This is a genomic window from uncultured Caulobacter sp. (assembly GCF_947036865.1).
Lineage (GTDB): Bacteria > Pseudomonadota > Alphaproteobacteria > Caulobacterales > Caulobacteraceae > Caulobacter.
In genome coordinates, this window is record NZ_CAMQSF010000007.1 from 56,331 (window position 1) to 76,176 (window position 19,846).

The 19,846-nt window shown below is 68.2% G+C and carries 17 protein-coding genes and 2 pseudogenes; 4 read left to right on the forward strand and 15 right to left on the reverse strand.

All coding sequences use genetic code 11. The features are described 5' to 3' along the window. Window positions 1-16: 16 nt before the first annotated feature. From Q0V34_RS06960 to Q0V34_RS06980, 5 genes are all read right to left on the reverse strand, one after another. A complete protein-coding gene (locus Q0V34_RS06960) occupies window positions 17-1,108 on the reverse strand; it encodes an NADH:flavin oxidoreductase (protein WP_297509746.1) in 1,092 nt (363 codons plus the stop codon). Window positions 1,109-1,306: 198 nt separating this feature from the next. Continuing rightward, entirely contained in the window at window positions 1,307-2,518 is a 1,212-nt protein-coding gene (locus Q0V34_RS06965) for an acyl-CoA dehydrogenase family protein (protein ID WP_297509748.1), read from the reverse strand. A 4-nt stretch (window positions 2,519-2,522) separates the two neighbouring features. Then, on the reverse strand, window positions 2,523-2,813 hold the full coding sequence (locus Q0V34_RS06970; protein WP_297509749.1) for a putative quinol monooxygenase: 291 nt from the start codon (window positions 2,811-2,813) through the stop codon (window positions 2,523-2,525). A 181-nt stretch (window positions 2,814-2,994) separates the two neighbouring features. Next, window positions 2,995-3,303: a hypothetical protein gene (locus Q0V34_RS06975; RefSeq protein ID WP_297509752.1), complete on the reverse strand. Its 309-nt coding sequence runs from the start codon at window positions 3,301-3,303 to the stop codon at window positions 2,995-2,997. A gap of 98 nt (window positions 3,304-3,401) precedes the next feature. Beyond that, window positions 3,402-4,097, reverse strand: coding sequence for a DnaJ family molecular chaperone (locus Q0V34_RS06980; protein ID WP_297509754.1), 696 nt, complete (start codon window positions 4,095-4,097; stop codon window positions 3,402-3,404). Window positions 4,098-4,366: 269 nt separating this feature from the next. Here Q0V34_RS06980 and Q0V34_RS06985 point away from each other — a divergent pair, with 269 nt between their 5' ends. After that, entirely contained in the window at window positions 4,367-5,152 is a 786-nt protein-coding gene (locus Q0V34_RS06985) for a hypothetical protein (RefSeq protein WP_297509757.1), read from the forward strand. A 10-nt stretch (window positions 5,153-5,162) separates the two neighbouring features. Here the strand turns inward: Q0V34_RS06985 and Q0V34_RS06990 are convergent, their stop codons facing one another. The 8 genes from Q0V34_RS06990 to Q0V34_RS07025 all read right to left on the reverse strand — a co-directional run bounded on the left by Q0V34_RS06990 (window position 5,163) and on the right by Q0V34_RS07025 (window position 16,246). Next, window positions 5,163-6,626, reverse strand: coding sequence for a GH1 family beta-glucosidase (locus tag Q0V34_RS06990; RefSeq protein ID WP_297509759.1), 1,464 nt, complete (start codon window positions 6,624-6,626; stop codon window positions 5,163-5,165). 185 nt (window positions 6,627-6,811) lie between these two features. Then, a complete protein-coding gene (locus Q0V34_RS06995) occupies window positions 6,812-8,977 on the reverse strand; it encodes an EAL domain-containing protein (protein WP_297509762.1) in 2,166 nt (721 codons plus the stop codon). Window positions 8,978-9,109: 132 nt separating this feature from the next. Continuing rightward, window positions 9,110-11,797 carry a methionine synthase gene (gene metH / locus Q0V34_RS07000; protein ID WP_297509890.1) on the reverse strand — a complete coding sequence of 896 codons (2,688 nt, stop codon included), beginning with the start codon at window positions 11,795-11,797 and terminating at the stop codon, window positions 9,110-9,112. A 155-nt stretch (window positions 11,798-11,952) separates the two neighbouring features. Beyond that, the gene (locus Q0V34_RS07005; RefSeq protein WP_297509764.1) at window positions 11,953-13,029 is read right to left on the reverse strand and encodes a homocysteine S-methyltransferase family protein; all 1,077 of its coding nucleotides are present in this window, start codon (window positions 13,027-13,029) and stop codon (window positions 11,953-11,955) included. Continuing rightward, window positions 13,026-13,895, reverse strand: coding sequence for a CAU/MBL1b family subclass B3 metallo-beta-lactamase (gene blaCAU, locus Q0V34_RS07010; RefSeq protein ID WP_297509767.1), 870 nt, complete (start codon window positions 13,893-13,895; stop codon window positions 13,026-13,028). Before blaCAU ends, Q0V34_RS07005 begins: the two co-directional genes overlap by 4 nt. Continuing rightward, window positions 13,892-14,851, reverse strand: coding sequence for a methylenetetrahydrofolate reductase [NAD(P)H] (metF, locus tag Q0V34_RS07015; RefSeq protein WP_297509771.1), 960 nt, complete (start codon window positions 14,849-14,851; stop codon window positions 13,892-13,894). Before metF ends, blaCAU begins: the two co-directional genes overlap by 4 nt. Then, entirely contained in the window at window positions 14,848-15,825 is a 978-nt protein-coding gene (locus Q0V34_RS07020; RefSeq protein ID WP_297509774.1) for a metalloregulator ArsR/SmtB family transcription factor, read from the reverse strand. The genes metF and Q0V34_RS07020 overlap by 4 nt, the downstream gene beginning before the upstream one ends. 43 nt (window positions 15,826-15,868) lie before the next feature. Further along, window positions 15,869-16,246, reverse strand: coding sequence for a VOC family protein (locus tag Q0V34_RS07025; protein ID WP_297509776.1), 378 nt, complete (start codon window positions 16,244-16,246; stop codon window positions 15,869-15,871). A gap of 57 nt (window positions 16,247-16,303) precedes the next feature. On the opposite strand from Q0V34_RS07025, the gene Q0V34_RS07030 reads away from it, so the two are divergent. Continuing rightward, window positions 16,304-16,699 (forward strand): DUF4431 domain-containing protein, encoded by a 396-nt coding sequence (locus tag Q0V34_RS07030; RefSeq protein WP_297509779.1) that lies wholly within the window; start codon window positions 16,304-16,306, stop codon window positions 16,697-16,699. Here the strand turns inward: Q0V34_RS07030 and Q0V34_RS07035 are convergent. After that, a complete protein-coding gene (locus Q0V34_RS07035; protein WP_297509782.1) occupies window positions 16,690-17,043 on the reverse strand; it encodes a transcriptional regulator in 354 nt (117 codons plus the stop codon). The two genes, Q0V34_RS07030 and Q0V34_RS07035, sit on opposite strands and share 10 nt — an antisense overlap. Window positions 17,044-17,075: 32 nt before the next feature. Between Q0V34_RS07035 and Q0V34_RS07040 the strand changes: the two are divergent. Together Q0V34_RS07040 and Q0V34_RS07045 are read left to right on the forward strand one after the other, a co-directional pair. Continuing rightward, window positions 17,076-17,408 (forward strand): annotated as a pseudogene (locus Q0V34_RS07040) (carboxymuconolactone decarboxylase family protein); the annotation flags it as partial. Window positions 17,409-17,411: 3 nt separating this feature from the next. Continuing rightward, window positions 17,412-17,621: pseudogene (locus Q0V34_RS07045) on the forward strand (hypothetical protein); the annotation flags it as partial. On the opposite strand, the gene Q0V34_RS07050 reads toward Q0V34_RS07045, so the two are convergent. Then, window positions 17,618-19,786 carry an outer membrane beta-barrel family protein gene (locus tag Q0V34_RS07050; RefSeq protein WP_297509786.1) on the reverse strand — a complete coding sequence of 723 codons (2,169 nt, stop codon included), beginning with the start codon at window positions 19,784-19,786 and terminating at the stop codon, window positions 17,618-17,620. The pseudogene Q0V34_RS07045 and the gene Q0V34_RS07050 sit on opposite strands and share 4 nt — an antisense overlap. Window positions 19,787-19,846: the final 60 nt, after the last annotated feature.

Genomic DNA, 19,846 nt, shown 5'->3' on the forward strand with positions numbered 1-19,846 from the left:
TCCTGGGGGGAAGATGTCAGTACAGCACGCCCAGCGCCGCGCGTTCGAAGCTCTTCAGCTCATCCGTCCGGCCGTCTCGGATCTTCACCACCCATTCGGGGTCCTGCAGCAGGGCGCGGCCGACGCCGACGAGGTCGAACTCGTCGCGCTCCAGGCGCTCCAGCAGGCCGTCGATCGAGGCGGGCTGGCTGCCCTCCCCGCCGAACGCGGCGATGAACTCGCCCGACAGGCCGACCGAGCCGACGGTGATGGTCGGCGCGCCGGTCAGCTTCTTGGCCCAGCCGGCGAAGTTGAGGTCGCTGCCCTCGAACTCCGGCTCCCAGAAGCGGCGCTGGCTGCAGTGGAAGATGTCGGCGCCGGCGTCGGCCAGCGGCTGCAGCCAGGCCTCCAGCAGTTGCGGCGTCTCGGCGTTCTTGACCGTGTAGTCCTGCTGCTTCCACTGCGACAGGCGGATGATCACCGGATAGTCGGGGCCGACGGCGGCGCGCACGGCCTTCAGGATCTCGGCGGCGAACTTGCTGCGCTCGGCGATGGTCGGGCCGCCGAAGACGTCGTCGCGGACATTGGTGCCGTTCCAGAAAAACTGGTCGATCAGATAGCCGTGGGCGCCGTGCAGCTCGATGGCGTCGAAGCCCAGGCGCTTGGCGTCGGCGGCGGCCGTGGCGAAGGCGGCGATGGTGTCGGCCACGTCGGCGTCGGTCATCGGCTCGGTGAACACGCTGCCACCGGCCTTCGACAGGCCCGAGGGGCTGTCGACCTTGCCCAGCTGCGCCGGCCCCTTGGCCGAGCCCACGTGCCACAGCTGCGGGGCGATCAGACCGCCGGCGGCGTGGACCTCGTCGACGACCTTCTTCCAGGCGGCCAGTTCGGCGTCGCCGTGGAAGCGCGGCACGTTGGCGTCGTTCAGCGAGGCCGGACGCGCGACGCCCGTGCCTTCGGTGACGATCACGCCCACCTGCCCCTCGGCCCGCCGGCGGTAGTAGGCGGCGACGTCGTCGGTGGCCACGCCGCCCGGCGAGAACGACCGGGTCATCGGGGCCATCACCACCCGGTTGGGCAGCTTCAGCGACTTGAATTCGAAGGGCTTGAACAGGGCGTCGAGCGACATGAGGCGTTCCGGAACAGGAGGTGTCGGGGGCGATCCAAACATTTGTTTGGAGCCAGCGCTATCGAGAAAAACTAGCAGCGCGCCCGAGGGCAGCCCCCGAGGCGCGCTCAGGCGCGCGCACCTCGGGATGAGGGACCTATTGCACTGTCTTCGTCATCCCGAGGCGCCCACGAAGCGGGCTTCGAAGGACGCGAAGCCTCAAAGCCCCAGCACCATCTTGGCCATGATGTTGCGCTGGATCTCGTTGGAGCCGGCGTAGATCGAGGCCTTGCGGTAGTTGAAATAGGCCGGCGCCGCCGGCGCGGCGTAGTCCGGTCCGGCGCGCAGCTCGTTGCTCTGGCTCCACGGGTCCTGGACGAACGGCGCGGCATAGGTCCCGACCGCTTCCAGGGTCAGCTCCGTGATCGCCTGCTGATACTCCGACCCGACGCATTTCAGCATCGACGAGGCCGGCCCGATCGCCTTGCCCGCCGAGCGCCCGGAGAAGATCCGCAGCTCGGTGGCGTTCAGCGCCTGCACCTGGATCTCGAGATTGGCGATCTTGTCGCGGAAGCCCGCGTCGTCGATCAGCCGCCCGCCGTCGTCGGCCGCCTCCAGGGCCGCGATGCGCTTGACCTTCTTGAGCATGTTCATCAGGCCGGGCGCGTAGGCGTTGCCGCGTTCGAATTCCAAGAGGTACTTGGCGTAGGTCCAGCCCTTATTCTCCTCGCCGATGCGGTTGGCGACCGGCACGCGGACATTGTCGAAGAAGACCTGGTTGATCTCCTGCTCGCCGTCGGGCGGGCCGTCCAGGGTCGGCAGCGGCTTGATCTGGATGCCGGGCGTGTCCATCCGCAGCAGCAGGAACGAGATGCCCTCCTGCGGCTTGCCCTCGGTCGAGGTGCGGACTAGGCAGAACATCCAGTCGGCCCACTGGGCGTGGGTGGTCCAGATCTTCGAACCGTTCAGCACGTAGTCGTCGCCGTCCCGGACGGCGCGCATCTGCAGGCTGGCGAGGTCCGAGCCCGAACCCGGCTCGGAATAGCCCTGGCACCACCAGATGTCCGACCGCAGGATCGGCGGCAGGTGCTGGGCCTTCTGCTCCTCGGAGCCGAAGGCCATGATCACCGGCGCGACCATCTTCAGGCCCATCGGCGAAGAGGTCGGCACGCCGGCCAGGCTCATCTCCATGTTGAAGATATAGCGCTGCGACGGCGTGAAACCCGCCCCGCCCAGCTCGACCGGCCAGTCCGGCGCGACCCAGCCGCGCTGATAGAGCTTCTTCTGCCAGGCCACCTGGCCGGCCTTGTCGAGATAGCCGTTCTTGGAGCGCGCCATCTGGGCCCGCAGGCCCTCGTCATAGGCGGTGGCGATCCAGTCACGGACCTCCCGCTGGAACGCCAGGTCCTCGGGCGAAAAGGCCAGATCCACCGCCCTACTCCACCGCGTCGAGATATTCGATGACCGGCGCGCCGGCCATGGTCGGGCCCATCGCCGCGCCCGCGGCCTTGAAGTAGTCGGTGCCGCCGTGGTGCTTCAGCGCGTCGGCCGAGGCGTAGAGCTCCAGCACCTTGTAGACGCCCTCTTCCGTGCGCGACTTGGTCAGCTGGTAGACGAGGCAGCCCGGCTCGTTGGCTTTGACCTTGGCGGCCAGGTCCAGGAACGTCTTCTCGAACTCCGCGGCCTTCGCCGGCTGGACCTTCAAGGTCGCGACCACACCGATCATGCTTACCTCCCAACACTTGTTTGAATGGAGGATGGGATACGCGGCGACGCAGGGCAACCCCTCTTCCGCTCATCCCCGCGAAAGCGGGGACCCATGCGGGATCGACCGCTCGCTCGACGTCAGAGGATCTCCGAAGAGTCAGCTTGGGTCCCCGCTTTCGCGGGGATGGACGGCGTTTGGGCTACGACCGCTCGTTCCAGCCGTAGGCGACCCAGGAGTGGCCGCCCAGGTGGCGGGCTTCGATCAGGCCGTCGTCGGCGGGGGTCTTGATCGTCTTGCGACCGCGGAACGCGAAGGCCGCCAGGCCGAACAGGGCGCTGCCCATGAAGCCGACGGCGACGACGGTCGCGGCGAACACCACCGCCAGCACCGCCCCGATCACCACGGCCGCCGAGGTGGCGAGCGCGCCCACGAACCAGGCCAGGTTATGCCAGGGCGAGGCGGCGGCGGTGCGGGTCATCGTCGTCCTTTCGTAGGCGCTCATGATCAATCAAGTTGGTTCACAAGCCCTGAACCGCAACTGAACACCCGTCGGCGCGGGTTGGAAAGCCTTTTTGACGCCTTGCGGACAGCGGCCATTCGCCTCGCTCAACCCGCCGCGGCCAAACCCAGTTCCCGACGCTCGCGCATCACGGTCGAGAAGGCCGCGTTGATGGCGGCGGCCTTGGCCTCGGCGACCTCGATGAACTCGGCCGGCAGGCCGCGCGCGCGGGCGCGGTCCGGGTGGGCGCTGGACAGGGCCAGCTTCCACGCGTGGCGCACGGTCGCGTCATCGGCGTCCGGCGCCACTTCCAGAATGGCGTAGGGATCATCGGCGCCGACGCCCAGATGGGTGGCGCGCAGGCGGCGGAACGACAGCGGCGACATGCCGAACAGCTTCGACACCCGCTCCAGGTAGTCGAGCTCGTCGTGGGTCACCACGCCGTCGGCCTTGGCGATGTGGAACAGGCCGTCGACCACGTCCTCCAGCAGCTGCGGGCAGGTGCTGTAGCGCTTGGCGAGGCGCTTGGCGTAGCTCTCGAAGCCGTGGGTGGTCTGGCGCGCCAGGTCATACAGGCGGTGAATGTTCTGCTCCGACGCCGGATCGGGCTGGAACACCTCGGTGAAGGCCGCGAACTCGCCGCCGTCGGCCCGGCCGTCGACCTTGGCCAGCTTGGCGCCCAGCGCCGTCACCGCCGTCGAGAACGCGGGGTCCTCGCCGGGCAGGCCGCTCGGACATTCGGTGCAGTCCGCCAGGTCAAGGCGGCGGGCGGCGATGCTCGCGATATTGCGCCAGAAGGTCATGGAGCGCCTCGAAACCAGCGACGGACATTAGACATACGCGGGACAGACCCATCCGGATCAGCCCCTCATCAAGTTACGTAGCACATTGAGAATGATCGTTCACATGACTTTAGCGCAATGCGGCGAAAGGGCTCCCCGCCGCGACGCGGGAGCCAAACGGCGCGTCGCTCGTTATGGCCACGCTTGGCGTCCGCGCCACGCTACGGTCCCATTCGCGACCGAAATGCTCTAGTCAGTCCCGACGCTGTTTCAAAAGGACCTCCGCCCGCATGGCGAACGCCCTCTTTCTCGCTCTCGCTCTCCTGGCCCAGGACGGTTCGGCCGCCCCCCAAGGTCCCAACGCGCCGCCCACGGACGAGTACGGCTATGTCGCCTGGTGCTACGGCGCGCTGGGCGGCTACACGTCGCTGTACGACCGGGTGATGCCGGAGGTGACGCGCATCGAGAAGGCCTTCCCCGGTCCCGACGGGGTGCAGGCCGCGCTGAAGACCTATCCGGAGCTGCGCGCCCAGGCGCAGAAGGACCTGAAGACCTTCGCCTCGGCGATCACGGCGGCCGAAAAGGCCAGCCCGCGTCCGATCTCCGAATATGGCGGCGCGCAGGTCAAGCGCGGCGCGGCCATGTGGAGCGGCGCCGATTCGGTGGACAAGGCCCGCCTCGCGCAGATGTGGATGAGCTGGAGCCCGCCCGGCGACTGCGAGCGCCGCGCCAAGGCCCTGGAGGTCAAGTCGACCATCCTGGGCAAGGCCCTGAACTACAACGCCGCCTCGGCGGTGAACGCGCAATCGCCTGCGCCCGCGTCGCCCACCCCCGCCGCGCCGCCGCCCGCCGAAACGCCGTCGACCGCCGTCGCGCCCGAGCCGGCCAAGACCGAGACCAAGACGACCAAGGTCGCCGCCAAGACCACTAAGGCCGCGCCGAAGCCCGCGGCCAAGCCCGCCGTCTCCGCGAGCAAGGAGACCATCGTCGATCCGGCCAACCCCGCGCCGTGCGCCGGCAGCCTTGTCCCCGCCAAGCGCGGCGGCAAGGACGTGCTGCTCTGCAAGGCCGACTAGTTTCGCCGGATCAGGGCGTGGCCGGCAGGCCGCCCGTCCTGGCCAGCGCCGCGTACCAAGCGGCGGAGGCCTTGGGCGTCCTGGCGCCGGTTTTCCGGTCCATGGCGATCAGGCCGAACTTCGAGGTGTAGCCGAGGTCCCACTCGAAATTGTCGACCAGGGTCCATTCGAAATAGCCGCCCACGTCGCAGCCGGCCTCGCGGGCGGCCAGCACCGCCTCCAGGTGCCGGCGCAGATAGGTGATGCGGAAACGGTCGTCGAGGATGGCCGGCCCGGTCCCGAACGGATCCGAGCAGCCGTTCTCGGTGACCAGCATCCTCGGCGCGCCGTACTCGCGGCGGACGCGGTCCAGGACCTCGAACAGGCCGGACGGATCGATGTGACGGCCGAAGGCGTCGAGCTCCGCGCCCCTCGGCGGCTGGGCCGGGGCGATCTTGCTGGGCGACGACAGATCAAGCCGCACATAGGCCGGGGCGTAGTAGTTCACGCCCAGGAAGTCGACGCGCTGGCGGGTGACGGCCATGTCGCCGTCGCGAACGACGCCCTTCAGCAGGTCGTCCATGTCCTTGGGATAGGACCCCTTGAACAGGGGATCCAGCCAGGCCTTGTTCCACAGCGCGTCGAGCCCGTCGGAGGCCAGGCGGTTCCAGACCGCCCACGGCCCGCCGGCCGGGCGGCAGGGCTGCAGCGCCATGGTCGTGCCCACGGTCGCGCCTTGGGTCCCCGCCCGCAGCGCCTGCATCGCCAGGCCCTGGCCGAGGTTCATGTGATGGACGACCTTGCCCAGCAGGCCGATGTCCTTCAGCCCCGGGGCGTGCTCGCCGAGCACATGGCCGAACACGGCGTGCACCGCCGCCTCGTTGAGGACGATGTAGTGCTTGAGCCGGTCGCCCAGCCGGTCGACGACCGCGTGGGCGTAGTCGGCCAGGCGCTGGGCGGTGTCGCGGCTCGCCCAGCCGCCCTTGGCCTGCAAGCCCTGGGGCAGGTCCCAGTGGAACAGGGTCGCATAGGGCGTGATCCCCTTTTCCAGCAGCGCATCGACCAGCCTGGCGTAGTGGTCGAGACCGGCCGCGTTCACCGCGCCCTCCCCCGTCGGCAGGATCCGCGACCAGCTGATCGAGAAGCGGTAGGCGTTCAGCGCCATCGCGGCCATCGTGTCGACGTCCTCCTGGAAGCGCCGATAGCTGTCGGTGGCGACCGTGGCGTCCGAGCCGTCCTTGACGTGACCGGGGACCTTTTCGAACAGGTCCCAGACGCTGGGACCGCGCCCGTCGGCGGTCTGGCCCCCTTCGGTCTGGAAGGCGGCGGTGGCGACGCCCCAGACGAAGTCTTCCGGAAATCGCCGGCTTTTCGGCTTCAGGTCGGTCGGGCGCGCATTCTCGCAGCCCTCAAGCCCGAAGGCCGCGCCGCCCAGCGCCGCCATGCCCAGAGCCTGGGCCCCCAAAGTCCGGCGGCTGACGCCTGACCGCTCCATCGTCCCCTCCCGTCTTGTCGTTGGGAACAAGATGCGGCCGCGAGGATGCGTTGGCTAGAGCGTGCTAGCCGTAAGTGTGAGCGGTTTCGGCGGCTAGCAGGCTCTAAATGTTTGAAATCGAGCCTGTTTATCTGTTTCGAATGGGTCCATTCGAAACAGACTGGCTCTAGCTCACGCTTGGGAAATCAGCTGGCCTTGGCCTGGATCCGGACGGCGGAGATGGCGTCGGCCGACATCGGACGACCCAGCAGGTAACCCTGGAACTCGATGCAGCCGAGCTTGATCAGGGCGTCGAACTGGCCCTGGGTCTCGACCCCTTCGGCGGTGGTCTTCAGGCCCAGCGACTTGGCCAGGCTGACGATCGCCGAGGCCACCGCCACCGACTCGCCATTGCCGGGAAGGCTGGACACGAACGAGCGGTCGATCTTCAGCTTGTCGATCGGATGGCGGCGCAGATAGGCCAGGCTGGCATAGCCGGTGCCGAAGTCGTCCAGCGCCAGCCGGAAGCCTTGGCGCTTCAGGCGCCGCAGAGCCTCGTGCACGCCGTCGCTGTCCTTCAGAAGCGCGGTCTCGGTGATTTCCAGCATGAAGGTTTCGGGCCGCGCGCCGGTCTCGGCCAGGATCGCCTCGACCTCGCCGACGAAGCCGGGCGCCGACAGCTGGAGCGCCGACACGTTGACCGACACCTCCAGCCCCGTCCAGCGCAGGCTGTCATAGCAGGCGCGGCGGAACACGGCCGCGCCGACCGCGCCGATCAGGCCGCAGGACTCGGCCAGCGGAATGAAGATGGCGGGGGAGATCTCGCCCCGCTCGGGGTGGGTCCAGCGGGCCAGCGCCTCGACCCCGACCATGCGACGCTTGGCGTCGGTCAACGGCTGGTAGGCGACGGTCAGGGCGTCATTGTCGAGCGCGGCCCGCAGGTCGCGCTCCAAGCCCTTCCGCAGGCGCAGGGCGGCGTCCATCTCCGGCTCAAAGAAGGCGAAGCGGCCGCGGCCGGCCTCCTTGGCGCGATAAAGGGCGACGTCGGCCTGACGCAGAAGCTCGGCCTGGCCCTGTTCGGCGTCGGAGACCACCGCGACGCCGACCGAGCAAGACAGCTCGGCCCGACCGATCGACAGATCGACCTCGCCGGACAGGCCGTCGACGACGCGTTGGGCCAGGGCCGCGGCGCCATTGGGCGTGGTGTCGGGCTGGATGATGGCGAACTCGTCGCCGCCCAGGCGGCAGATGGTGTCGGTCTCGCGGCAGATCACCTTCAGACGGCGGGCCACCTCGCGGATCAGCTGATCGCCGGCGTCGTGGCCGTAGCTGTCGTTGACTTCCTTGAACCGGTCGAGGTCGATGCAGAGCACGCCCAGATGGCCGGGCTTGCGCCTCAGGGTCGCGTGGGCGTGGACCAGCCGGTCGGTGAACAGGGTGCGGTTGGCCAGGCCCGTCAGCGGATCGTGCAGCGCCAGGTGCTTGGCCTCGGCCTCGCTCAGCAGCAGCTTCTTGGCCGCGCGGCGAGTGATGCGGAACAGCAGGATGGAGCCGGCGCCGGCCGCCAGGATGGCCAGGCCCAGCAGCGGGCTCGCCGACCTCAGCAACTCCTCGCCTGGCTTGCGGGCGCTCCAGCGCAGGACGATGCGTCGCCCATCGGTCGCCTTGCCCAGCACCGTCTCGGCGTCGGCCGAGGGCGGGTCGGCCGGCCTGACGATGGCGATATGGGCGTCGTGCAGCAGGAAGCGGTCGGAGAAGGTCTTGATCACGCTGTTGGCCACCGGAATGCCCGTCACCAAAAGCGGCGCGCGGGGGCCTCGGGTCTTGGCCTTCAGATCGGGGCGGATCAGCGACACGGTCATCAGCACCGGCTCGGCGCCGATTAGTTCGACGCGGCTGCCGTGCACGGCCCGCAACTCGGCGACCTTCTTGGGATCCTTCTCGATCTCGCGGACGGTCTCGACGAGCCGCTGGGTCGGCCCCGCGTAGCGCGCGTAGGTCTCCGGAGCGACGTCCTGGCCGTTGACGTGGCCATAGATCGGTCGGCCGTCGGCATCCAGGACATAGACGACCTTGTAGCCCAGGGCCCCGCCCAGCGACGCGCCGATATTCTGACGCGCCCAAGCCGGGTCGAACTGGTTGTCCAGCTTGATGATCGCCTCGTCCCAGATCACATAGGGATTGAGCGCGGTCTGAACCTCCTTGCCGCGCTGGCGCAGACCGTTGCCGACCAGGGTCTGCTCGTACTGACGCTCCCGCTGATCGGCGTGCCGCGTGGCGAGAGTCAGGGCGATACCGGCGAGCAGGATCATGCCCGCCGCCATGCCGACGATCAGGCCAAAGATCTTAAGCTCTATGTTGCGACGGTCCATCTCTCTCCCCAGAGATGGGCGCATCCTTGACGATAACCCTTGCGGAAACCTTATGCGAAACCTTCCGTAGGCGCTTTATCTGACGTTGTTACGCGAAATGGGGTTTCGGGCGCCCTTGGCCGAACAGGTCGGTCAGGCCGCCTCGCCCCGCGCCCTCGCCAGCGGGTCGTAATTGAGGATCGGCGACAGCCAGCGCTCGGCGGTGGCCAGGTCCCAGCCCTTGCGGACCGCGTAGTCCTCGACCTGGTCGGCGTCGATCTTGCCGACGCCGAAATAGTGCGCCCGCGGATGGCTGAAATAGAGCCCGGAGACCGCCGCGCCGGGGGTCATGGCGTAGCTCTCGGTCAGCTTCAGCCCCGTGGCCGCCTCAGCGTCGAGCAGCTTGAACAGCGTGCCCTTCTCGGTGTGGTCGGGCTGGGCCGGATAGCCGGGCGCGGGGCGGATGCCTTGGTACTTCTCGGCGATCAGGCGCTCGACATCGGCGTCCTCGTCGGCGGCGTAGCCCCACAGCTCGACCCGGGCCTTGTGGTGCAGCCACTCGGCGAAGGCCTCGGCCAGGCGGTCGGCCAGGGCCGAGGCCATGATGGCGCTGTAGTCGTCGCCAGCGTCCTTGAATTTCTTGACGATCTCGTCCTCGCCATGGCCGGCCGTGACCGCGAAGCCGCCGACATAGTCCGCCCCCTGCCCGATCGGCGCGACGAAGTCCGACAGGGCGACGTTCGATTTGCCCTCCCCCTTGTCCATCTGCTGGCGCAGGGTGTGCAGGCGCGAGAACTCGGCGGTCCGCGTGTCGTCGGTGTAGAGCACGATGTCGTCGCCCTGGGCCTGGGCGGGCCAGAAGCCGATCACGCCCTTGGCCCCGAACCACTTTTCCTCGACCACCTTGTCCAGCATGGCGCGGGCGTCGCGATAGAGGTCCGTGGCGGCCTGGCCGACCACGTCGTCCTCCAGGATCTGCGGGAAGCGGCCGATCAGCTCCCAGCTTGCGAAGAACGGCGACCAGTCGATGAACGGGACCAGCTCGGCCAGGGACGGTTCGAACGTCCGCGCGCCAAGGAACGCTGGCTTGGGCGGCGTGTAGCCCTTCCAATCGATGACGAAGGCGCGCTTGCGGGCCTCCTGGATCGAGGTCCGGGCCTTGGTGGTCTGGCCGCGCGCGTACTGCTCGCGGACCTTCACATATTCGGCGCGGGTCTCGGCGATGGTCTTGTCGCGCTCGGTCGGCGACAGCAGCGAGGAGACCACGCCCACGGCGCGGCTGGCGTCGACGACATAGGTCGTGGGGCCGCGGCGATAGGCCGGCTCGATCTTCACCGCCGTGTGGGTGCGGCTGGTGGTGGCGCCGCCGATCAGCAGCGGGATGTCGAAGCCCTGGCGCTCCATCTCGGCGGCCACGAACACCATCTCGTCCAGCGAGGGGGTGATCAGGCCGGAGAGGCCGATCATATCGACCTTGTGCTTTTTCGCTTCGTCGAGGATGCGGTCGGCGGGGACCATGACGCCGAGATCGACGACCTCGTAGTTGTTACATTGCAGCACGACGCCGACGATGTTCTTGCCGATGTCGTGGACGTCGCCCTTCACGGTCGCCATAAGCACCTTGCCGGCGGCCTGGCGCTCCTGGCCTTCCTTCTCGGCCTCCATGAACGGCATCAGCCAGGCGACGGCCTGCTTCATGACGCGGGCCGACTTCACGACCTGGGGCAGGAACATCTTGCCCGCGCCGAACAGGTCGCCGACGACGTTCATGCCGTCCATCAGCGGGCCTTCGATCACGTGCAGCGGACGCTCGGCGGCCAGGCGCGCCTCTTCAGTGTCGGCCTCGATGAATTCGGTGATGCCGTGGACCAGGGCGTGGGTCAGGCGCTCGTTCACCGTGCCCTCGCGCCAGGCTAGGTTAGCGACCTGCTGCTGGCCCTTCTCGCCCTTGTAGCGGGGGGCCATCTCGACCAGGCGCTCGGTGTTGGTCTGGTTCGGGTCGCGCTGGGGACGGTTGAGGATCACGTCCTCGACGGCCTCGCGCAGCACCGGATCGATGTCGTCATAGACCGGCAGGTCGCCGGCATTGACGATGCCCATGTCCATGCCGGCGTTGATGGCGTGGTACAGGAACACCGAGTGGATCGCCCGGCGCACCGGCTCGTTGCCGCGGAAGCTGAACGAGACGTTCGATACCCCGCCCGACACCCGCGCATAGGGCAGCATCTGCTTGATGCGGCGCGTGGCCTCGATGAAGTCGACGGCGTAGTTGTCGTGCTCCTCGATCCCGGTCGCCACGGCAAAGATGTTCGGGTCGAAGATGATGTCCTCGGGCGGGAAGCCCACCTTCTCCACCAGGGTGTTGTAGGCCCGCTCGCAGATCTCGACCTTGCGCGCCTCGGTATCGGCCTGGCCGACCTCGTCGAAGGCCATGACCACCACGGCGGCGCCGTAGCGCAGGCACAGCTTGGCCTGTTCCAGGAACTTGGCTTCGCCCTCCTTGAGGCTGATCGAGTTGACGATCGCCTTGCCCTGGACGCACTTCAGACCGGCCTCGATCACCTCCCACTTGGAGCTGTCGATCATCACCGGCACCCGGGCGATGTCGGGCTCGGCGGCCATCAGGTTCAGGAAGGTGATCATCGCCTGCTGGCTGTCCAGCAGGCCCTCGTCCATGTTGACGTCGATGACCTGGGCGCCGGCCTCGACCTGCTGGCGCGCGACCGACAGCGCTTCGGCGTAGTTGCCCTCGACGATCAGCTTCTTGAACTTGGCCGAGCCGGTGACGTTGGTGCGCTCACCGATGTTGACGAAGACGGGTCTCATAGGCGGGAAGTCCAGATAGCTCTCTCCCCTCCCCTTGATGGGGAGGGGTAGGGGTGGGGTGACGCGGCGGCCGATCCCGACCGAGGCGTTCAATCTTGAAGCGCTGTCACCCCCATCCCCGCCCTTCCCCCATCAAAGGGGGAAGGGAGAAGACGGGAGCCGCGAAAACACTAGGCCAGTTCGAACGGCTCGAGGCCCGCCAGACGCATGGCCTTGGGGCGCTCGGGGATTTGACGGGGCGCGACGCCGCGCACTTCATCGGCGACGTGGCGGATGTGGTCCGGCGTCGTGCCGCAGCAGCCGCCCAGGATGTTGACGAGACCGTCCTTGGCCCATTCGTGCAGGGCGTGGCCGGTCTGGTGCGGCTCCTCGTCGTACTGGCCCATGGCGTTGGGCAGGCCGGCGTTGGGATAGGCCGCGACCAGGGTGTCGGCGATGCGGGCCATCTCGGCGATGTGCGGCCGCATCAGGTCCGCGCCGAGGGCGCAGTTGAAGCCCACGGCGAACGGCTTGGCGTGCTTGACGCTGTTCCAGAACGCCTCGGCCGTCTGGCCCGACAGGGTGCGGCCGGAGCGGTCGGTGATGGTGCCGCTGATCCAGATCGGCAGCTCCTCGTGCCCCTCGTCGCGCAGGTCGAGGATGGCCTTGATCGCCGCCTTGCAGTTCAGGGTGTCGGTGATGGTCTCGATCAGGAAGAGATCGACACCGCCCTGGTAGAGGGCGTCCACCTGCTGACGATAGGCGGCGTAGACCTGGTCGAAGGTCACCTTGCGCGCGCCCGGATCGTTCACGTCCGACGACATCGACAGCATGACGTTCAGCGGCCCGATCGAGCCGGCGATGAACTTCGGGCGCTCCGGATTCTTCGCGTTCCAGCGGTCGGCTACCGAGCGACCGATCCTGGCCCCTTCCAGATTGATGTCCCAGACGTCCTGTTCCGACAGGTGATAGTCGGCCTGGGCGATCGTGGTGCCCGAGAAGGTGTTGGTCTCGGAGATGTCGGCGCCGGCGGCGAAATAGGCGTCGTGCAGCTCGGCCACGAGATCCGGCCGGGTCAGGCACAGGATGTCGTTGTTGCCCTTCATCTGGCCGTTGTAGGCGGCGAAGCGCTGGGCCCGATAATCGGCTTCCGACAGGCCCTTCTTCTGGAACATCACGCCCCAGGAGCCGTCGAGGATCAGGATGCGCTCCTTGGCGGCGGCCTTCAGGGCGGCGACGCGATTGGCGCGGACGGAGAGGTCGGTCATTGCTTGGCCCCCGCCGCCTGCTGGCGCGCGAGTTCCTTGTTGAAAGCGGCTTCGTTCGTGTCGACGAACCGGGCCAGCTCCGTCGGATCGACGAAGGCGTTGGGGACGGCGCGCAGCTGCTTCTGGCGCTTGGCCAGCAGATTCCCCTGCTCCTCGTGGGCGGGCAGCATCACGTCGGTCGGGATGGCGCGCAGCTTGGCGAAGCTCTCGCGATAGTCGGCGACGATCGTCTTGTGGGTCTTGTTGCCGACCAGCACGTTGCCGGCCACCGACAGCGAGCACGGGAAGGTCACGGTCAGGGGCTGGCCCTTCTCGACGACGGCCGTGGTCCAGCTGGTGCAGCCGATCGTGTGGCCGGGCGTCAGATGCGCCACCAGAGTGGTCTCGCCCAGCCTCAGCTTCTGGCCGTCGCCGAAGGTCTTGTCGACCTTCACGGGGGGCATCGGCGTCGGGCCGTTCTCATTGTCGCCGATGTGATGGCCCTGCTCGATGGCCGGCGCGTCGCCACGCGAGATCCACAGCTTGGCGGTCGGAATGTCGGCCTTCAGCTGGGCCAGGCCCCCGGCGTGGTCGTAATGCGCGTGGGTGTTGGCCAGGATCTTAACGTCGGCCAGTTGGAAGCCCAGCGTGGCGATATTGCGCTCGATCTGCTTGCCGACCTCCGCGTTCGGACCGCCGTCGAGCAGGACATGCCCCTCCGACGAGGTGATCAGCCAGGACGAAATGCCCTCGGTCCCCACGTAATAGATGTTGCCGACCACGCGGTAGGGCCGGGTCGGCTTGGTCCAGCTAGCCGGCATCTCGGCGCGGGCCACGGGCGCGACGGCGGCCAGAGCCAGGGTCAATGCGATCAGAACGCGTCTCATGCCGCCGCCTCCGCCGAAGTCGCCGCCGTCTCGCGCACGCCCAGCACGCGGCAGATGGCGTAGACCAGATCGGCCCGGTTCAGGGTGTAGAAGTGGAAGTCCTCGAAGCCCTGCTCCTGCAGCTTGGCGCACATCTCGGCGGCCACGGAGCAGGCGATCAGGCGGCGGGTCTCGGCATCGTCCTCGAGGCCGTCGAACAGATTGCCGAGCCAGGCCGGGATCGCCGTCTGGCAGGCGGCGGCCATCTTCTTCAGACCGTTGAAGTTGGTCACCGGCATGATCCCCGGCACGATCGGAATGGTGATCCCGGCCGCGCGGACCTTGTCGACGAAGCGCAGGAAGGCGTCGAGGTCGAAGAAGAACTGGCTGATCCCCAGGGTCGCGCCGGCGTCGATCTTCTGCTTCAGCACGTCGATGTCGTGCTCGATCGACGGGCTCTCCGGGTGTTTCTCGGGATAGACCCCGACCAGCACCTCGAACGGGCCCACGCCGCGCACGGCGCGGGTCAGCTCGGTGGCGTTAGCGTAGCCGTCCGCGCGCGGAACATAGGCCCCGCCGATGCCGCCTTCGCCGGGCGGCGGATCGCCGCGCAGCGAGACGATGTGCCGAACGCCCGTGCGCCAGTAGTCGCGGATCACCTCGTCGACCTCCTCCCGGCTGGCGCCGACGCAGGTCAGGTGGGCGGCCGGCTTGAGGGTCGTCTCATCGAGGATGCGCTTGACGGTCCGGTGCGTGCGCTCGCGGGTCGAGCCGCCCGCGCCGTAGGTGACCGACACGAAGGCCGGGTCGAGCGGCGCCAGGCGGGTGATCGCCTGCCACAGGCTCTCTTCCATCTGCGGCGTCTTGGGCGGGAAGAATTCGAACGACACGCGGGGGCGGCCGCCCGAGGAGTTCTGCCCGCGCTCGCCGGCGCGAGCGACGGGACCGATGACACGGCGGGTCGGCGGAAGGGTCATGCGGCGCTCCTCTCGGCGACGACCTTGGCCGGGCGACGCGCGGTCCAGATCTTGACGGTCAGCCCTTCGTCCGTGGCCGGCGGCAAGGCGATATTGCTTTCCAGCGCCAGGCCCGCCGCCTGCAGCCAGGTGACGATCTCGACGTCGTCGAAGCCCAGGCGCCGGTGCTGGTGCACCTCGCGCAGGAACTCGTGGTCGTGCGGGGCGAAGTCGGCGATCAGCAGCAGCCCGCCGGGGGTGACGAGGCGCGCGGCCTCGGCCACGGCGTTGGCCGGATCGGTCAGGTAATGCAGCACCTGATGGACGGTGACGAGATCGGCGCAGCCGCCCGGCAGGCCGGTGCGGAAGATGTCGCCGTGGCGCAGCTCGCAGGCGGTCAGGCCCGCCTTGGCCACCTCGTCGCGGGCGATGTTCAGCATCTGCTGCGAGAGGTCGAGCCCCAGGGCGTTGGACGCCCGCTTGCCCAGCAGGGTCAGCATGCGCCCGGCCCCGGCGCCCAGATCGACCATCTCGTCGAACGGCCCCTCCCCGGTCGCCCGCAGGATCGCCGCCTCGACCTCGGCCTCGTCGACATAGAGCGAGCGGATCTCGTTCCAGCGGGCGGCGTTGCGGGCGAAATAGGCCTGGGCGTCGGTCGAGCGCTCGGCGCGGACGGCGGCCAGCTTGTCGGCGTCGAGACGCACGATCGGATCGGCGTCGTCGATCAGATCGAGCGCCTGCTCGACCAGGAACCGGCCCGGCGACTTGGCGGCCAGGCGGTAAAAGACCCAGGCCCCGTCCGGAAACCGCTCGACCAACCCCGCCTCGGCCAGCAGCTTCAGGTGGCGCGAGACGCGGGGCTGGCTCTGGTCGAGGATCCGGCACAGCTCCAGCACCGACAGCTCCTCGGCCGCCAGCAGGGCCAGCAAACGCAGGCGCGTGGACTCGCCCGCGGCGCGCAGCACATCGACGACCTGTTCGGCGGAAAGCTTCATACGGACATAAAGATATCTTTATGTCCGATTTGGCAAGAGAAACTTATGCCTCGGGTTCGCCTTTTGGCGGCTCCCAAAGCTCAATCTTGACCCCCGCCGGATCGATAAGCCAGGCGAAACGCCCCATGCCGTCCTCGTCCTGGCGCCCCGTGGGCTCGACGCCCTCGGCGGCCGCCTTGGCCAGCACCCCGTCGATATCGTCGACGATGAAATTGATCATGAACGGCGCCGTCGAGGGCGCGAAATACTGGCTGTCGGCGCCGAACAGCGACCAGGTGGTGGTGACGATGCGCGGCGCCTTGAACACCGCCCCGCCCCACTTGTGGATGTCGAAGCCCAGAACGCGCGCATACCAGTCCCGCGCCGCCGCCGGATCCTCGGCCTTGTAGAACACACCGCCCAGTCCGAGCACCTTGGCCATTTTCACGCCTCCCAACGCTGCGACCCTGAAAGCCTAGCAAGGTTTCGAGGCCCCGCCATGCTTCTTGCCGCGTTGATGCTGCTTTCCGCGCCGAACTGCCTGCCTCATGCGGGTCCACAACGCCTCGAGGGCGTGCTGGTCGCCCGCACCTTCCCCGGGCCGCCCAACTTCGAGTCGATCAAGGACGGCGATCGGCCCGAGCGCTACTGGCTGCTGCGCCTGGCCCGCCCGATCTGCGTGGCGGACGACCCGAACGATCCCGAGACCGGCGGGGGCGCGCGAGACGTGCGCGAGATCCAGCTTATCCTGTCGCCCGAGGACTTCGCCCGCTATCGTCCGCTGATGGGCAAGCCGATCGTCGCCCAGGGCGACTTCATGAGCCCGATCAGCGGTCACCATCATACGTCGATCCTGCTGGAAGGCGTGACCCTGGCCCGCCGGCCTCAAGGCTGAAGCGAGTCGGCCCAGGCCTCGGACCAGGCCATCAGCGGCCAAAGGGCGACGATCAGCTCGGCGCCCCGCGCGCTCAGCCGATAACCGCCATCGGCGGTCACGACGTCGGCGGCGCGCAGTTCGGCCAGGCGCGTATTCAGCGTGCCGGGCGGCAGCCCCGCCGCCGCCAGGAGCGCCCTGAAGGTCAGCACGCGACCCTCGCGCAATTCCCAGACAATGCGCAGCGCGCCGCGCCGCCCCAGGAGATCCAGCGCCGCCATGATCGGCTTGCCGGTCTCCGACCCCCGCACGACGCGCCCAGGAAGAGGCGCTTCAATTTTTGTAGCGTCGTCACGGTCCTTCATGATACAAATTCTGTAGCACAAAGGAGGACGGGATGTCGCCGAGGATCGAACCCGCGAAGGCGCCCTATGCTCCCAGCGTCGCGCGGACGCTGGAGCGCCTGAAGACGCCCGGCGACCAGGCGCTGTCGCTGTTCCGAACCCTGGCCCGGGACGAGCGGCTGTTCGCCCGGTTCACCGGCGCGGGCCTGCTGGACAAAGGTCATCTGACCCTGCGGGAGCGCGAGATCGTCATCCACCGTGTCTGCGCCCTGAACGGCTGCGGCTACGAGTGGGGCGTGCACGCGGCGATCTTCGCGGCGGCGGCCGGGCTCGACGCCGAACAGCTGGCGGCCACGGTCGAGCCCGGCGTCGCCTCCTGCTGGGGGCCGCGCGAGGCGCTGCTGATCGCCTTCTGCGACGCGGTGAACGCCCGCGCCGATATCGACGACGACCTGTGGCGCCGGCTCGCCGAGGCCTTCTCCGAGGAAGCCCGCATCGAACTGATGATGCTGGCGGGCTTCTACCGCACCGTCAGCCTGCTCGCGAACGGCCTGCGTCTGGAGCCCGAGCCGTTCGCGACGCCGTTTCCGGCCGGTTAGGAGCCGTAGTCCAGGCTCGGCGCCTTCTTGGCCTTGCCGCCCAGGGCATAGGAGAAGCCGACCGTGATCCGGTGCGGGTCGTAGACGTACTCGCCGCGCTGCATGAGGCCGGGCTGATCAATGAAGTCTCGCACGCGCCACCCCGTCTTGAAGACGTCGCGCATGCTGGCCACCAGGAACAGCCGGTCGTTGATCTTGCGCCGATAGCCGAGATTGAGCCGGCCGTAAGGAAGCCCGTAGCCTTGAGGCGTCAGTCGCCTGGCGCGAATGACGAGGTTGAACTGGAGAAGGTCGTCGGCGGTGATCTGGCTGTTCAGATTGAGCTTGCCGCCGATCAGCACCGCGGAACGCTTGGGGCCGACGGCGAGGCTGGTCGGATCGATCTCGACATAGGTCGCCGTCGCGCTGAGCGTATAGGTCAGCTTCGGCGCAAGGCGTCCGCCCGACGAGAGCTCGAGGCCGGCGCTGCGCTTGCGTCCGAGGTTCTCCTTGGTCGACAGCAGCACGCCGCCATCCAGCGGCGTGACGATGTCGGTGACGGTGTCGCGGATGTCGCGAAGGAAAAGGGTCGCCAGCCGATAGGTAGGGCCGTCCCGATACTCGTAGGAGACCTCGTAACTGCGGGTGAGCTCCGGCCCGAGGTTCGGATTGCCGGCCGTGACGGCGAGCGCGCCGTCGCGACTGGGAAAGGGGTTGAGGTCGTCGGGGTCCGGGCGCTCGATCCTCTCGGCGTAGCTGGCCCTCAGGCGCGTCTTGTCGTCCAGCCCATAGTCCAGATAGAGCGACGGAAAGGCGCGCGTTTCGCTGTTTCGCCGCACGCCGCCCAGGGTCAGCTGTTCGGTCCTGACGCGGGCGTGCTCGACCCGCAAGCCGATCTGAGCGGTCAGCTTGCCGAACGGCCGCTCCGCCGTCGCATAGGCCGCCGACACCACCCGACCATAGCGAAAGCGGTTGGTCAGGCCGGGATCCAGCGTCGCCATAGCGGCGTTGGCGCCCCGCGCGCCGCTGTTCTCGTAAAGATAACCGTCGTCCTCGACCTGACCGCCGGCGGTCAGCTTGGCGTCCTTCGGCAGCGGCTTGCGATAGTCGACCGAGAGGCGCGTCAGGGTCTGGTGCTGATCGAAGTCGAAGGCCTCGTAGGCGCCGGTCGAGGGCGCGCCCAGGCTGTAGGCGAACGGCTGGCGGTCCTTGTTGATCGTCGATCCCCGCACCGCCGCGATGGTCAGGTCGTGATCCTCGCCCGAGAACCGTCGGACCAGCTGAGTGTCGATCTCGTCGTCATGGACCCAATTGGTCCGCCGGCCCTCGCGCGCGGAGCGACGCTCACCGACCGGCGAGCGGACCACGAAGTCATCGGTGGGATGGCTGGTGAAATCCATCTCCATCGCATGCGCCTCGGCCGACAACTTGGTGCGCGGGTCGAGGTCGTAATCGGCCGAGACATGCGCCGTGACGGTCTCAGTCACCGGGCGGGCGCGGCGGACGTTGTCGCTTTCGACGCCGCCGGACAGAACCCGATGATTGCTGATCCGGATCGTGCGCACGTCGCGTTGCGCGCTGAGATCGGCGTTCAGCGACAGCTTGCCGGTGTTGTAGCCGATGGCCGCGCTGGCGCTGGCGTCGCTCTTGTTGCTCGCGCTGGCTTGAAGCGTGCCCGTCCGCCCCGCGCCCTTCGTCTTCTTGCTGATCAGGTTGATGATGCCGCCAGAGCCATTGGCGTCGAACGCGGCCGAGGGGTTGGTGATGATCTCGACCCGCGCGTACTGACTGGCGGGCAGCTGCTGCAGGGCCGCCGCCCGGCCGGCGCCCTTGAAGAGGCCGGAGGGCTTGCCGTCGACCAGGATGGTGACGTTCGAGTCGCCGCGCAGCGACAGGTTCCCCTGGGTGTCCACCTCGACCGACGGCAGGTTCCCCAGCGCGTCGCCGATCGAACCCGTCGTCGCTTGCAGGTCACCGGAAAGGCTGTAGCTGCGGCGGTCGATGCTGGCCCGCACGCCGTCCGTGGAAGGCGCGGAGACCACCACGCCCTCCACGCTGTTCGGCGCGGTCGAATTGGAGGGCGGCGGACTGGACTGGGCCGGCGTGGGCGGCGGCGGGGTTGGCGCGGTCGCCTGGACCTCGGCGTACGCGAAGGCCATCACGGACAGGCCAAACGAAACCACCATCTCGACCTGTCGCTTAAGCTGAACGCCAACAACCTCGGCGATAAAGCTTCGCCGCCCGGT

Bases quoted from the DNA above. Each gene is read 5' to 3' on its own strand.
- Q0V34_RS06980 (WP_297509754.1), bottom strand. From the start codon at position 4,097: ATGACCTTCTGGCGCAATATCGCGAGCATCGCCGCCCGCCGCCTTGAC.
- Q0V34_RS07005 (WP_297509764.1), bottom strand. From the start codon at position 13,029: ATGACCGACCTCTCCGTCCGCGCCAATCGCGTCGCCGCCCTGAAGGCC.
- Q0V34_RS06990 (WP_297509759.1), bottom strand. From the start codon at position 6,626: ATGGAGCGGTCAGGCGTCAGCCGCCGGACTTTGGGGGCCCAGGCTCTG.
- blaCAU (WP_297509767.1), bottom strand. From the start codon at position 13,895: ATGAGACGCGTTCTGATCGCATTGACCCTGGCTCTGGCCGCCGTCGCG.
- metF (WP_297509771.1), bottom strand. From the start codon at position 14,851: ATGACCCTTCCGCCGACCCGCCGTGTCATCGGTCCCGTCGCTCGCGCC.
- Q0V34_RS07050 (WP_297509786.1), bottom strand. From the start codon at position 19,786: ATGGTGGTTTCGTTTGGCCTGTCCGTGATGGCCTTCGCGTACGCCGAG.
- Q0V34_RS06970 (WP_297509749.1), bottom strand. From the start codon at position 2,813: ATGATCGGTGTGGTCGCGACCTTGAAGGTCCAGCCGGCGAAGGCCGCG.
- Q0V34_RS06995 (WP_297509762.1), bottom strand. From the start codon at position 8,977: ATGGACCGTCGCAACATAGAGCTTAAGATCTTTGGCCTGATCGTCGGC.
- Q0V34_RS07035 (WP_297509782.1), bottom strand. From the start codon at position 17,043: ATGAAGGACCGTGACGACGCTACAAAAATTGAAGCGCCTCTTCCTGGG.
- Q0V34_RS07020 (WP_297509774.1), bottom strand. From the start codon at position 15,825: ATGAAGCTTTCCGCCGAACAGGTCGTCGATGTGCTGCGCGCCGCGGGC.
- Q0V34_RS07025 (WP_297509776.1), bottom strand. From the start codon at position 16,246: ATGGCCAAGGTGCTCGGACTGGGCGGTGTGTTCTACAAGGCCGAGGAT.
- Q0V34_RS06985 (WP_297509757.1), top strand. From the start codon at position 4,367: ATGGCGAACGCCCTCTTTCTCGCTCTCGCTCTCCTGGCCCAGGACGGT.
- Q0V34_RS06960 (WP_297509746.1), bottom strand. From the start codon at position 1,108: ATGTCGCTCGACGCCCTGTTCAAGCCCTTCGAATTCAAGTCGCTGAAG.
- Q0V34_RS07030 (WP_297509779.1), top strand. From the start codon at position 16,304: ATGCTTCTTGCCGCGTTGATGCTGCTTTCCGCGCCGAACTGCCTGCCT.